Source organism: Ruminococcus champanellensis 18P13 = JCM 17042 (assembly GCF_000210095.1).
Classification (GTDB): Bacteria; Bacillota; Clostridia; order Oscillospirales; family Ruminococcaceae; genus Ruminococcus_F; species Ruminococcus_F champanellensis.
The window spans coordinates 2199490-2213866 of the sequence record NC_021039.1 but is presented as its reverse complement, the minus strand read 5'-3'; the positions used below and the strand labels follow the sequence as shown (position 1 = coordinate 2213866).

Below are 14377 nucleotides of genomic sequence, written 5' to 3'. Positions count from 1 at the left end.
CCTTTCTTACAAAAACGGCGAGAAGATCCGGAGCAGCTTGCGCATGCTTCGGCGGAACCGGGAAGTATGCTGACACATTTCCATGGTATAGGGCATGGACTGCTGCATGGTTTCTGTCAGGTCAGACTTGATCTGGGCGATCACATCCCTGCCGTATACCATAACTCCGTTTTCAAACAGAGCGTAAAAACTCCGGTAGTCAAAATTGGTGGTTGCCACCATTGCTGCCGCATCATCTGCCACGATCAGCTTTGCATGTACAAAACCGGGCTTGTATTCGTACACCTTAACGCCGGCTTTGATCAGTGCCCGGTAGTTGGAGCGGGTCACGGCGTGCACATACCACTTGTCCGCAATGTGAGGAGTAATGATACGCACATCCACCCCACTGGTAGCAGCCAGACACAGGGCGTTGAGCATTTCATTTTCCAGAATCAGATAGGGTGCAGTGATCCATACATACCGCTGTGCGCCGTTGATCAGACTGGAGTAGGTATCCCGCCCGGCACGCACCTTGCCGGCAGGGCTGTCACAGAAGGGCTGCACCAGGCTGTCCGCATTCTGGGGCTTGTCGATCAGATACTTTTGCGGCATCGGATCCTCTTTGACCACAAAACCCCAGGATTTCAAAAAGGTATGGGTCAGTGCCTGGACAGCACTACCCTCCAGCATCAGCCCTGCATCCTTCCAGTAGCCAAAGCGTTCGATTTTGTTGATGTACTCGTCCGCCAGGTTGATGCCGCCGGTAAACCCGATTACCCCGTCAATGACTGTGATCTTCCGGTGATCCCGGTAGTTCATGAAGCTGTCCACCGCTGCCCGGTATGGATTAAAGGGGTAAACCTGAACCCCCATATTGCGCAGTTCCCGACGGAAGCTGCGGGTCAGCTTACTGATGGTTGCAATGTCGTCATACAGGATTCGGACTTCAACTCCCTGTCTGCACTTTTCCGTCAGGATCTTTTTGACCTCCTGCCACAGATAGCCGTCGTTGATGATGAAGTACTCCATGAAAATGAATTTCTTTGCAGTGCGCAGCTTTTCCAGGTACACCGGAAAGAAGCTTTCACCATTGGGGAAATACCGGGTAATGGTACTGGTAAATACAGGTGCATTGCAGCTGCGTGCCAGATGGAGCATTTCCCGATGGAAGGGATGATGCTTGCAGGCGTACAGGGAATCCGGCTGAAAACCGCCAAAGGGGATTTTGTCCAGATGCTCACTGACTGTGGCACAGCGGCGGCTGGCCTGACCTGCCTGCTTGTTATGCCGCAGGATCACATACAGAGGCCATCCGGCAATGGGTGCAGCCAACAGTACAACGATCCAGATGGTGTGAAAGGGCGCATGCTTTTCATCGTTGGCAATGCTCAGGGAAATGACTGTGCTAATGAAACCTACGACAGCGTGAATGTACACGGAGCGCATGCCCAGATATAGAAAGGGCAGGATCAGCGCAATGATCTGGAGCAGGATCAGAAAGCTGGTGACAAAAAGACGGCTTGTAATGATATCACGGATTCGTTTGAATAACTGCATGTTGCAACCTTTCTTCAGATGTCTGGGTGTCTGTACACCCAATGAATCATATGGTTTTAGGCAACACCGCACAAAGATTGTGTGGTAGATGTGCCAACAGATTTTTCGTCAGATTGCATAGAAACGACGCAGGAATACTGGCGTATTGCAAGGAGTTTCTGTGTGATATGACGGAAAATTCGTCAGCAGATGCTACGCAAAGCCGACAGGCGGGCTTTGTGCGGTATTGCCTTTACTCAGCGGCGAATACTTGTTCCTTCAGCAGCTCACGGTTGGCGTCCAGATCCACCACCAGTGCCCAGCCTGCGTTGGTGTTCCGGTCATCCGTATAGGTGCCATCTGCCGGGATCTGGATCTGGGTCATTTCATAGTTCAGCAGGAAGGGCATCCGCAGGGACAGCTGGTACAGCTCTCCCTTGGTCATGTTGGTGCGGATCTGAGGCAGTGCGGAGGACATGAGCCGCTTCATGCCGGCAGCGCCGGAGTTTTTCAGACTGGTTACAAGCTGGGTCAGCACTTCACGCTGCCGCTCAGTACGCTGAAAGTCTGCATTGCCCACATGCCGGATCCGGCTGTAGCACAGAGCCTGCTTGCCGTTGAGGATATACTTGCCCCCCTGGCTGAGCAGATCGGCATTTCGTGCATCTCCCAGAATGCCATTGACTTCGTCCTGGAGGATCTGGTTGATGGCCTGTGCTTCCGCATCACTGACCGTGATCTCCACGCCTCCAACTGCATCCACAATAGAGGCGAAGGAAACAAAGCTGATCTCAATATAGTCATCGATCTTCACACCCAGATTCTCCTGGATGGTGTCCATCAGCAGCTCCGGTCCCCCGAAGGAATATGCGGCGTTGATCTTATTTTTGTCCCTGCCGGGAATGTCCACATACATATCCCGCATCAAGGAGGTCAGAAAGATTTTATCCGTTTTCTTGTTGATGGAAAGCAGGATCATGGAGTCGGATCTGCCTCGGGTATCGTCCCGGCTGTCCGAGCCGATCAGCAGCACATTGGTCACATAGGGCTCCGACAAAAGTGTCTTGGAGGTTGCGATGCGAGTTCCACTGTCCACAAAATCCAGCTTGTTGATGCATTTCAGCGCCAGGAAGGAATACAACGCAAACACCAGTACCGCAAAGCTCAGGGCACTGAGCAGAATACGGGTCAGGCAGCCGGCTCTGCGGCGACGCTTTTTCGGAGTGGCTTTCGGCTTCCGGCTTTGACGGGCTTCCGGATTCCGATGGGATGCTTCATTGGCTGAACGGGAACTGCCCTGGGATGCTCTGCGGTGGGTGCTGCTCCCCTGCTGTGTCCTCCGTTGAGGCGGAGCCTGCCGGCGTTCAGTTCCCTCATAGGCAGTGCGGCTCTGCTGACCGGCATGGAGGCGGTACTGTCCTTCCGGAGAATCGGTACGAGGTTCATATGCGCCGTAATCCTGTCGGTTCAGCACAATGGTCTTGTCTGCATCGCTGATTTTTTTGGGTATATGGGGCTGTTCCCGCCGGGGAGTCGTCTGCTGCTGGTGGGCGGGAGTGGGATTCCGGTGATCGCCGGAAGTCGGATGGGCTGTTTGCTGTCTGGAAACAGACTGTGGGTGGGGCGTGTCTGCCTTGGGTGCCTGGGGAATATGCTTTGGACGAGGCATATCCGAGTTGTAGTTCCGATCTCTTGGATCTGCCATAGTTCTCTCTCCTTTTGTTCTGAAGTGGCTGTTTCTTTGTGTTACCCTTCTATTATAGCATGTTTGCGGGGAAAGTCAATTATGCGCCGGTGTAAAAAGGAGCATCCGTTCTGGATGCTCCCTGTTTGTTATGCGTTTGATACACCGCCCGGATCCTGTCCTGCCATAATCATTGCGCAGTATCGCAGGATCTTGCAGGCATCGTTGACATCAATGGTTCCGTTGGAATCTATATCTGCACGCTGCCGCTGCTGCCAGTCCAGATAACTCCAATCCCCTACTAGCTGCCGGGCACTGCACTGCAATACCAGGATGGCGTCTGCCACGCTGATCGTGCCGTCCCCGTTTATATCCCCCAGTTCGGGCTGGGCACTGTTGGTGGTTGTGGTTGTCTGGATGGGCGGCGCAGTGGTCTGAGGCACTGTGGTAGTCGTAGTTGTAGAAGTAGTAGTGGTGGATGATGTAGTTGTTGTTGTCGTTGTTGTAGTGGTGGTGGTTGTCGTTGTCGTAGTCGTTGTTGTAGTGGTCGTCTGCTGCGGATCCACAGTTCCGAGAGCACGGAAGGTGATCCTGGCATTAGAAGCATATGTTTCTGCATAGGAACCGGTGTAGCCATAGATGGTCAGCTTGGAGCAGTTACTAAAGGAGTCCAGCGCAATGCTGCTGACGGATGCCGGAATGGTCACAGAGGTCAATGCGGTACATTTGTAAAAGGCAAAATCACCGATTGAGGTGACTCCATCCGGAATGGTCAGGCTTTGCAGTCCGGAGCATTTGTAAAATGCACTTTTCCCGATGGTTTTTATGGTGCTTGGCAGGGACAGACCGGTCAGTGCCGTGCATCCGCTGAAGGAAGCAGCACCCAGGGACGTAATGCCGTTGGGTAGATTTACAGAAGTCAGCTTCGTACAGTTTGCAAAGGCGGCAGCGCCGATCGTGGTGGCGCCGGATACAGAAACGGACTGAATGGAGTCCCGGCTGTCATACCAGGGGCTTGGCTCGTAAGAGGCATAATCCGTCATTTTGCCGCTGCCGCTGATGTACAAGGTGGAGCCGCTTAAGCTCCAGGTCAGGTTATCTCCGCAGGAATTGTCTGCTGCCGCCGCAGTCAGCTGTGTGGCTTGGGGCATCAGTCGATACCGCTCCTCCACCGGTACCACCAGCAGGGCGGCTGCCAGACCAACAGCCATCCAGTTTCTCAGTTTCATAGTTCATTCCTCCTGTTTTTATACAGTTTTATTTGCTTCTCCCAAGGATTTTGGGCTTGAACCAGTTCCGGTAGAACAGGAGCATGCCCCCAAGCGCATAATCATAGCACAGGAACATGCCGAGCAACAGCACGGAGATCACCGGCAGTGCGTATCTGCCAAGTCCAGCAAACTCCTGCGCAAGCTCCTTGAGCCCCAGCACATAGATGGTGGCGTAATAATCCGCAGCAAAACAGATCCCTGCTGTCAGGCATTTCCCCAGCCAAACCAACGCTTTTCCTGGCAGCTTTTCCAGCTGCTGCCGGAGAATGGGGTAATGTCCAAAAAACAGGATAAAGATCAGTGCTGCTTCCTTGTCAAATGTGACGAAGATGGACAGCAAACTGACGGCTGCGTAGGTCAGAACCGCCCAGCCGGTGCCGATCTCTGATACGATGATCAGCAGCAGTGCCCCAGCCACCATGGGCAGTGCCAGGTACAGCAGAGGCATGACGCCGGTCAGAAACATCAGAAGCAGACACAGGGCTGTGATGATTCCGCCCAGTGCCACCCGGTAGCTGATTCGCTGCATGCTCCGCCTCCTTCATGTAATTATAATAAGTATACCAAATGAATCCGGGTTTGTCAATGTGTAATGTGTATGTCTGTCAAACATGTAGAGGCAATTCGGTCAGATTTCTTGCAATTCGCCGATATCCATGCTATACTATATCTATATACGCATAAAGGCTACAATAAGGAGTTTCCTTCAGCAGGCGCCGGAGGATGCTCTGAATCAGGAGGCAATCACATGTTCAAAGCAGCAGCGATTTTCAGCAGCCACATGGTATTGCAGCGTCAAAAGCCCATTGCAGTCTGGGGCAGCTCCAGCCACGATGCGGTTGCCGTTTCCTTCAACGGTATCACCGTCAAGGGCACTGTTTCCAACGGCACATGGCGCATCCAGCTGCCACCTATGGAAGCAGGCGGGCCTTATGAAATGCAGCTGACCAGCGGTGGGGAAACCATCACCTTTGTAAATGTCATGCTTGGGGAAGTGTGGCTGGCAGGAGGGCAGTCCAATATGGAACTGGAGCTGCAAAACGCCAAAAACGGAGAGGCAGTCCTGGCGACTCTGACGCCACAGGTTCCCGTCCGGTATTACTACACCCAGAAGCAGCGCTATCGGGATGCACAGTTTGAGTCCATCGAGGAAAACACCTGCTGGGCGGAAGCATCCCCGGAAAACAGCCGGGCATGGTCTGCGGTGGCATTCTACTGCGCCCGTCGCCTTGCCCAGCGGCTTGGTGTCACTGTGGGCATCATCGGCTGCAACTGGGGCGGCACCTCCGCAGCCAACTGGATGAGCAGGCAGAGACTGGAGGCATGCACCGAGCTGCGCCCCTATCTGGATGACCTGGACAAGGCCATGGAGGGCAAAACGCTGGAGCAGCACATCCGGGAATTTGACGAATACCTCGCTTATTCGGAGGAGTGGAACCGGAAAAAGGATGCCTGTTACCAGGAGCATCCGGACTACTCCTGGGACAAGGTACAGGAGGTCTGCGGCAAGTGCCTGTTTCCGGGGCCCATGGGGCCGAAGAACGAGTACCGCCCGGCGGGTCTGTACGAAACCATGCTGCAGCGGGTCTGCCCCTATACCCTGCGTGGATTCCTGTACTATCAGGGAGAATCCGACGATCACCGTCCCCAGTTGTACTACCGGCTGTTTACGGAGCTGATCGGACAGTGGCGGCAGGACTGGGAAGACGATACCCTGCCCTTTGTATTTGTTCAGCTTCCCATGTTCCGCTACAAGCAGGATGCGGATCACAAGCACTGGTGCCTGATCCGGGAGGCACAGATGCGGGCATACCAGACCGTAAAGCATACGGGCATTGCTGTGATCCCGGACTGCGGCGAGCTGGACAACATTCACCCAACTGACAAGGAACCGGTGGGAGAACGGCTTGCGATCCAGGCAATGCAGGTTGCCTATGGCATCCAGGATCCGGATCAGGATACGCCCATGTTCCGGGACAGCTATGTGACCGGCAACACAATGCATATCCGGCTCACCGGCGCTCCCAAGGGCTTTCTGCCTGTGGAGCATCCCACGGGCTTTGAATTGGCTGGCGCAGACCGGATCTTCCACCCGGCAGAGGCGGTGCTGGGAGAAAACCAGATCACACTGCGTGCAGAGGGGATCTCTGAGCCGGTTTACGGCAGGTACGCCTGGACAAACTATATGGAGGTACAGGTATTCAGCAAAAATGGCATACCCCTTGCCCCCTTCCGCACCAGCCCACAGGATGCCCTGTAAGAATTTCTGCATCCTACACAGATTTGCATGAGTTTCTTGTATAGACTGCTGAAAAACACAGAATTAGCCATAGGAAACTGTTGACTTTTCATAACTGCAAACCTATAATGAAGTAACATAGGCAATACCGCATAAGGTTCACTTGCCGGCTTTGTCTATACTTTTGCAGACATAAAAGGAGGCATCCTATGATGCAGCAGCAAACAAGCAAGCAAATCGCCATGCATGTATCTGTCGTTTCCATTGTATGGAACATCGCCCTGTCCGCTTTCAAGCTTTTTGCGGGTATTATCGCCCATTCCAATGCCATGATCTCCGATGCAGTGCATTCTGCATCCGACGTATTTTCCACCATCATTGTCATGATCGGCGTCAACATCTCCAGCAAGGAGCGGGATGCGGATCATCCCTACGGCCACGAGCGCTTTGAGAGCCTTGCCGCCATCGTCCTGGCGCTGGTGCTGCTGGTAACCGGACTTGGCATCGGCTATGTGGGAGTCTGTGACATCATCGGCGGAAAAAATGCGGAACTGGAGATCCCCGGTATGCTTGCGCTGGTGGCAGCGATCCTGTCCATTGTTATCAAAGAGATGATGTACCATTACACGGTGCATTACGCCAAGCAGATTCACTCCGATGCTCTGAAGGCGGACGCCTGGCACCATCGCTCCGATGCGTTCTCCTCTGTGGGCAGCCTGGTGGGCATTCTCGGCGCAAGACTGGGCTTCCCGGTGCTGGATGCAGTGGCAAGCGTGGTCATCTGTCTGTTTATCCTCAAAGCATCTGTTTCCATTCTCCGGGATGCAGTCAGCAAGCTGATCGACCGTGCCTGTGACCCCAAGGTGGAGGAGGCTATGGCAGAGGAGATTCTGGCAGTTCCGGATGTGCTGGGGCTGGACGATCTGCGCACCCGTATGTTCGGGCCGAAAATTTATGTGGACGTGGAGATCAGCGCCGATGAAAATCTGCGGCTCAAGGATTCCCACGCCATTGCGCAAAATGTACATGACAGACTGGAGGAAAAGTTCCCCTCCATCAAGCACTGCATGGTGCATGTGAACCCGGCGGAATCCTCCGCTCCGGATACCCATGCCCCTGCATAATAACCCTGCGCCCTGTCCGGTTCCCTCTCTCACAAGACCGGACGGGGATACACTTGCCGCAGCGGGATCCGAGCCGCATGCTGCAAAATAAAAATTGTGAGGAATAGAATATGAATATCGTTATCGCACAATCCGGCGGCCCTACCTGCGCCATCAATGCCACCCTGGCAGGCGTATACCTGGAAGCATGCAAGCATCCGGAAATTGAAAAAATCTACGGCTCCCGCAACGGCATTGAGGGTATCCTCCATGAGCGCCTGGTAGATCTGCGCACGTTGCTGCCGGATGCGAAACAGGTGGATCTGCTCTGCCGCACCCCTTCCACTGCGTTAGGCTCCTGCCGGGTAAAGCTGCCCCTTGCGGAGGAGAATACCACACCCTATGAAACCATTCACAACGCTCTGAAAGCCCATAGCATTGACGCCTTTTTCTACATCGGCGGCAATGATTCCATGGATACAGTGGCAAAGCTGTCGGCATATCTTACCTCCGTCAACAGCCCTATCCGTGTCATTGGCATTCCCAAAACCATTGACAATGATCTGATGTATACGGATCACACACCGGGCTTCGGCTCCGCAGTGAAGTATGTGACCACCACCCTGGCGGAAATCGCCCAGGACAGTGCGGTCTACAACCTGCCCTCTGTCACCATTGTGGAGATCATGGGACGGGATGCCGGCTGGCTCACCGCCTCCACCTGCCTGTTGCATCATAACGGTCTGGAGGCACCCCATCTGATCTACCTGCCGGAGATCCCCTTCAGCACAGAACGGTTCATGTCGGATGTGCGCCGGATGCACGCAAGTCACAAGTCCGTGATCGTAGCAGTCTCCGAAGGGGTACGCCTCAGCGAGGGCGGATATGCTGCGGATGATTTCCAGTCCGGTGAGAACGATGCCTTCGGGCACAAGTATCTGGCTGGTGTGGGCAAATACCTGGAAAATATGGTGCGGAAGCATCTGGGCTGTAAGGTGCGCTCCATCGAGCTGAACGTGATGCAGCGCTGTGCAGCGCATCTTGCCTCTGAAACAGATATTTCCGAATCCTTGCAGGTGGGAGCCTGCGCCCTGTGTACCATGCTGGAGGGCAAAAGCGGTTGTATGATGACATTGCAGCGTACCGGAGATGCGCCCTACGACATCACCATTTCCGCTGTGGAGGCACAGCGTGTGGCAAACCGGATCCGTCTGTTTCCCCAGGAATGGATCACGCCTGACGGCAACGGAGTCTGTGACGAGGCGATCCCCTACTTCCTGCCCCTGATCCAGGGGGAGCGGCAGCCCATCATGCGCAACGGCATGCCGGTGCATTTTATTCTGTAATCCAGAAAGGAATTTCTATGACTTGTAAAAACTGTGGTACGGACAATCCAGAGCAATCCATCTTCTGCAACCACTGCGGACAACTGCTGACGGATCAGCCTGTCTCCCAGCCGGAACAGGCACCTGCCATGCCCCAGAGCATGCAGGATACGCCGGAAGAAGTGCAGTTGACTATGCCGGAGGAAACGGAAGAACCTAAACACTCTCCGCAACCGGTGATCGTAGCCATGCTCCTGCTGCTTGCAGTGATCGGTCTGGCAGCCGGTGTGATCTATTACATGACCCGGGACAAACAGCCGGAGGAAAGCTCCCGTGACAGCAATGCCCTGGTGATCGATCTCATTACCACCACAACCCATACCCAGCCTGTTATGACAACCATTGCATCCACGACCACCACGGAAACTACCACCGTAACCACCGTCACCACACAGCCGGAGGAAGTCACAACAGAAGCCGCCACAACAACTGCACCGACCGTCACGACGGACGCACCGGCCCAGAATACGAAGCCTGCAAAGACGACTGCCACCGGAACCAAACCGGACACAGGGGTCACGCCGCTGCGTCCGGCAAATCCATTACCTCTGTCCTCTGTCACAGGAGACTGGACCATGTCTCCGGATGATCTGGGACTTGAGGAATCTATGCAAGCGATCCTCACCATTGGCACCAACGGGAAGCTGACATTGAATATTTCGACCAATGGACAGGAGATGATGTCGGACAGTCTCCCCTATTCCTACGATCCGGATACCCATCTGCTCCAGGCTGTGCAAAACGGAGAAACCGACTATTTGTATCTGGAGCTTGTGAATTCCAACACCCTGTGCCTGTATTCGTACAATTCGTCTACGGGCATCAACATAACCGATTTTGTGATTTTGACTCGTCAATAAACATCATCAAATTGACCTTTCCCGCAAAGGAAAGGTCAATTTCTTTTGTGAGGTATGCCGATTGACTTTCCGGGCAGGATATACTATAATGGTAGAAAACAATTAAACGGTTAATTGTTAGCTAGTAATGGAAGGAGGATGCCCATTGAAATCATACAGTGGTCTGGTAGGAAAGATGGAACGGGTACATCTGCTTCGGCGGATGTTTTCACAGCAGCTCACCAACAACACCACCCTGCATTTCGGCCAGGTGCCGGTGCTGCTGTACATCTGGAAGCATGACCGATGCACACAGGTGGATCTGGCAGAAGCGCTGCATGTGACCCCTGCGTCCATTGCCACTTCCACAAAACGCCTGCAAAAGGCAGGCTATCTGACCAAAACCATAAATGAGGAAAATCTGCGGTGCAAGCAGCTGTCCATTACAGAAGAAGGCAAACGCGCGCTGGAGCTGCATAAGGCGCCCTTTGACGCCTTTGAGGAGGCGGCTTTTTCCGGATTCAGTGAACAGGAACTAAACACCCTGGCAAATTACCTGGATCGGATCGCCCAGAACATGGCGCAGCATATCGGAGAGGAACTGCCCCCGGACAATTTCTTTGCCATGCAGGCATTTCTCAACCGGGTGATGGAGCAAGCGAAGTAAGGAGGAACCGAACTTGATCAAAAAACTACTCTCCTGTGTGGGAGAATACAAAAAATACGCGATTCTGACGCCCATCGTCATGATTGGTGAGGTTGTCATGGAGGTACTGATCCCCCTGGTCATGGCAAAGATCATTGACGTGGGAATCCAGGGCGATGGCGGCATCAGCTACACCGTCAGAATGGGCTGCCTGATGATCGGTATGGCGCTGCTGTCCCTGTGCTTCGGTGCGCTGGGTGGCAAGCTGGGCGCAAAGGCGGCAATGGGCTTCGGCAAGAACGTCCGGGCAAAGCTGTTCTATAAGGTACAGGATTTCTCCTTTGCCAACATGGATAAGTTCTCCACCGCATCCCTGGTGACCCGTCTGACAACGGACGTGACCAATACACAGAATGCCTTTATGATGATGATCCGCATGGCTGTCCGTGCCCCCATCATGTTAATCAGCGCTCTGATCCTTGCTTGTCTCATCAATGCAAAACTGGCAGTGGTATTCCTGGTGGCGATCCCGATTCTGGGCATTTCCCTGTATCTGATCGCTTCCCGTGCAATGCCTCGTTTTGAAAGAATGCTCCGCAGCTACGATACCATGAATGCCTCCGTACAGGAGAACCTGACCGGCATCCGGGTGGTAAAGGCATTTGTCCGGGAGCCCAAGGAAATCAGCAAGTTTGAAGCCAATGCGGATGAAGTACGCCGTACCCAGATGCAGGCGGAAAAGCTGGTCATCCTGAATATGCCCATTATGCAGCTTTGCATGTATGGCTGTATTCTGGCGGTACTCTGGTTCGGCGGAAAGATGGTCATCGGCGGCACCTTTGCCATTGGTGAGCTGTCCAGCTTCGTTTCCTATGTGACCCAGATCCTCATGTCCCTGATGATGATCGCCATGGTGTTTATTATGACCATCATCTCTCTGGCTTCCGCACGGCGTATAGTGGAAATCTTCGACGAGGACATCGACATCAAGGACAATCGGACCAACCCGGATCTCAAGTGTGAGGATGGCTCCATCTCCTTCCGGGATGTATGCTTCAGCTACGCCAAGGACGGGGAAAACCTGACCCTGAGCCATATCAACCTGGACATTCACCCGGGTGAAACCATTGGTATCATTGGCGGCACAGGCTCTGCCAAGACCACCCTGGTGCAGCTGATTCCCCGGCTGTATGATGTATACAGCGGCGAACTGCTGGTGGGCGGTCACAATGTGAAGGATTACACCCTGGATCACCTGCGGAATGAAGTGGCTATGGTACTGCAAAAAAATGTGCTGTTCTCCGGAACGATCAAGGAAAACCTCCGGTGGGGGGATGCCAACGCAACGGATGAGGAACTGGTTGCCGCATGCAAAGCGGCGCAGGCTCACGATTTCATCACCCAATTCCCGGACGGCTATGACACCATGATCGAACAGGGCGGCACCAACGTTTCCGGCGGTCAGAAGCAGCGGCTTTGTATTGCCCGGGCACTGCTGAAAAAGCCCAAGATCATCATTCTGGATGATTCCACCAGCGCTGTGGACACCGCAACGGACTCCAAGATCCGGCAAGCGTTCCGGGAGCAGCTGAAGGATACCACTACCATTATCATTGCACAGCGTATTTCCTCCGTTTGCGATGCAGACCGGATCTTAGTTCTGGACAATGGCAGGATCGATGCATTCGGCACCCACGAGGAGCTGCTGGCGGGCAATGAGATCTACCAGGAAGTTTACAACAGCCAGCAAAGCGGCGCAGCAAAGGAGGGATTGTAATGCCGGGGCCCAACAGAAAACCCATGCAAAAGCCCCAGAACGTGGGGGCAACTTTAAAGCGGATCTTTCAGTATATGGCGGCAAGCAAGGGCTTGCTGATCGGTGTGTTCCTTGCTATTCTGTGCAGTGCATTGGCACAGATCATCGGCACATCCTTCCTGCAAAAGGTTATCGACAATTATCTGGAGCCCATGCTCAAGGCATACAGCTCGGAGCTGATGACCGGCTTTATCCGCACCCTGCTGCTGATGGCAGGCGTATATCTAATCGGTGCCGCATGCACCTACTTCTATCAGCGGGTCATGATCAGCATTGCCACCCGGACACTGTACAAGATCCGGACGGATATGTTCAACAAGATGGAGCATCTGCCCATCCGGTTCTTTGACACCCATGCCCACGGGGATCTGATGAGCCACTACACCAACGATACGGACACCATCCGTGAAATGCTCAGCAATACGGTGACCCAGTTCATCTCCTCTTCCATTACGGTGGTGGGCGTATTCATCATGATGATTTACTACAGCTGGCAGTTGACCATCCTGGTGATCCTGACTCTGATACTGATGCTGTTCATCATTGCCAAGATCGGTGGCAAGAGCGGCGCATACTTCAAGAAACAGCAGCAGGAAATCGGTAAGGTCAATGGCTATATTGAGGAGCTGATCGAAGGACAGAAGGTGGTCAAGGTATTCTGCCACGAGCCGGAATGCAAGGCGGAATTTGATGCGCTGAATGCGGATCTTTGCGATGCAGCCACCAACGCAAACACTTTTGCAAACATTCTGATGCCCATTATGGGAAACCTGTCCCATGTGCACTACGCAGTGACAGCCATCGTAGGCGGTATCCTTGCCATCAACGGGGTGCTGAGCCTTGGTACGGTTGTGGTATTCCTTCAGTACACCAGAAGCTTCTCCCAGCCGGTGACCCAGCTGTCCCAACAGTTCAATGCGGTGCTGACCGCCCTGGCTGGTGCAGAGCGTATCTTCCGTCTGATCGATGAGGAGCCGGAGGTGGATGACGGCTATGTAACGCTGGTAAACGCAGAGCTTGCGTCGGACGGAACTCTGACGGAAACCGATCACCACACCGGTATCTGGGCATGGAAGCATCCCCATCATGACGGCACCCTGACCTATACAAGGGTGGCTGGCAATGTGGAATTTGACGATGTGACCTTCGGCTATGAGCCCAACAAGACAGTTCTGAAGGATGTAAGCCTGTATGCAACCCCCGGTCAGAAGATTGCCTTTGTGGGATCCACCGGTGCTGGGAAAACCACCATTACAAACCTCATCAACCGGTTCTACGATGTGCCGGACGGAAAGATCCGGTACGATGGCATCAACATCAACAAGATCAAGAAGGACGACCTGCGGCACTCCCTGTCCATGGTGCTCCAGGATACCCACCTGTTCACCGGCACGGTAATGGACAATATCCGGTACGGCAAGCTGGACGCTACGGACGAAGAGGTCATTGCAGCGGCAAAGCTTGCCAATGCCCACGGCTTCATCACCCACCTGCCCCAGGGCTATCAGACCATGCTGACCTCCGACGGCATCAACCTGAGTCAGGGTCAACGGCAGCTGCTTGCCATTGCCCGGGCGGCTGTGGCGGATCCCCCGGTACTGATTCTGGATGAGGCAACAAGCTCCATTGACACCAGAACCGAAGCCCTGATCGAGAAGGGTATGGATCGGCTGATGGAGGGCAGAACCGTATTCGTGATCGCCCACCGGCTGTCCACCATCCGGAATGCCCACGCCATTATGGTGCTGGAGCACGGACAGATCATCGAGCGAGGCAATCACGAAACCCTGCTGGCACAGAAAGGCAAATACTATCAGTTGTACACGGGAATGTTCGAGCTAAGCTGATCCCGGATACCAAACACGAAAGCGCATGG

At 53.9% G+C, this 14377-nt stretch carries 11 protein-coding genes; 7 read left to right on the top strand and 4 right to left on the bottom strand.

Going from position 1 to position 14377, the window contains the following annotated elements; genetic code table 11:
* Nucleotides 1–6 precede the first annotated feature (6 nt).
* The 4 genes from cls to RUM_RS10120 form a co-directional block, all read right to left on the bottom strand.
* Nucleotides 7–1539 (bottom strand): cardiolipin synthase, encoded by a 1533-nt coding sequence (cls, locus tag RUM_RS10135; RefSeq protein ID WP_015559016.1) that lies wholly within the window; start codon nucleotides 1537–1539, stop codon nucleotides 7–9.
* Between the two features lie 232 nt (nucleotides 1540–1771).
* Entirely contained in the window at nucleotides 1772–3223 is a 1452-nt protein-coding gene (locus RUM_RS12220; RefSeq protein WP_015559015.1) for an LCP family protein, read from the bottom strand.
* 128 nt (nucleotides 3224–3351) lie between these two features.
* On the bottom strand, nucleotides 3352–4431 hold the full coding sequence (locus RUM_RS12920) for a leucine-rich repeat protein (RefSeq protein WP_015559014.1): 1080 nt from the start codon (nucleotides 4429–4431) through the stop codon (nucleotides 3352–3354).
* 28 nt (nucleotides 4432–4459) lie between these two features.
* Nucleotides 4460–5002 (bottom strand): hypothetical protein, encoded by a 543-nt coding sequence (locus RUM_RS10120; protein WP_015559013.1) that lies wholly within the window; start codon nucleotides 5000–5002, stop codon nucleotides 4460–4462.
* A 219-nt stretch (nucleotides 5003–5221) separates the two neighbouring features.
* Here RUM_RS10120 and RUM_RS10115 point away from each other — a divergent pair, with 219 nt between their 5' ends.
* The 7 genes from RUM_RS10115 (at nucleotide 5222) to RUM_RS10085 (ending at nucleotide 14348) form a co-directional block, all read left to right on the top strand.
* The gene (locus RUM_RS10115; protein ID WP_015559012.1) at nucleotides 5222–6733 is read left to right on the top strand and encodes a sialate O-acetylesterase; all 1512 of its coding nucleotides are present in this window, start codon (nucleotides 5222–5224) and stop codon (nucleotides 6731–6733) included.
* A gap of 188 nt (nucleotides 6734–6921) precedes the next feature.
* Nucleotides 6922–7836 (top strand): cation diffusion facilitator family transporter, encoded by a 915-nt coding sequence (locus RUM_RS10110; RefSeq protein WP_015559011.1) that lies wholly within the window; start codon nucleotides 6922–6924, stop codon nucleotides 7834–7836.
* Nucleotides 7837–7946: 110 nt separating this feature from the next.
* Nucleotides 7947–9161 carry a 6-phosphofructokinase gene (locus RUM_RS10105; RefSeq protein ID WP_015559010.1) on the top strand — a complete coding sequence of 405 codons (1215 nt, stop codon included), beginning with the start codon at nucleotides 7947–7949 and terminating at the stop codon, nucleotides 9159–9161.
* Between the two features lie 17 nt (nucleotides 9162–9178).
* Nucleotides 9179–10060 (top strand): zinc ribbon domain-containing protein, encoded by an 882-nt coding sequence (locus tag RUM_RS10100; RefSeq protein ID WP_015559009.1) that lies wholly within the window; start codon nucleotides 9179–9181, stop codon nucleotides 10058–10060.
* A gap of 145 nt (nucleotides 10061–10205) precedes the next feature.
* Nucleotides 10206–10706: a MarR family winged helix-turn-helix transcriptional regulator gene (locus RUM_RS10095; protein ID WP_041326409.1), complete on the top strand. Its 501-nt coding sequence runs from the start codon at nucleotides 10206–10208 to the stop codon at nucleotides 10704–10706.
* A 13-nt stretch (nucleotides 10707–10719) separates the two neighbouring features.
* Nucleotides 10720–12462, top strand: a complete 1743-nt coding sequence (locus tag RUM_RS10090; protein WP_041326408.1) for an ABC transporter ATP-binding protein — start codon at nucleotides 10720–10722, stop codon at nucleotides 12460–12462.
* Complete coding sequence (locus tag RUM_RS10085; RefSeq protein ID WP_015559008.1) at nucleotides 12462–14348, top strand: ABC transporter ATP-binding protein; 1887 nt, start codon at nucleotides 12462–12464, stop codon at nucleotides 14346–14348. The genes RUM_RS10090 and RUM_RS10085 overlap by 1 nt, the downstream gene beginning before the upstream one ends.
* Nucleotides 14349–14377 lie beyond the last annotated feature (29 nt).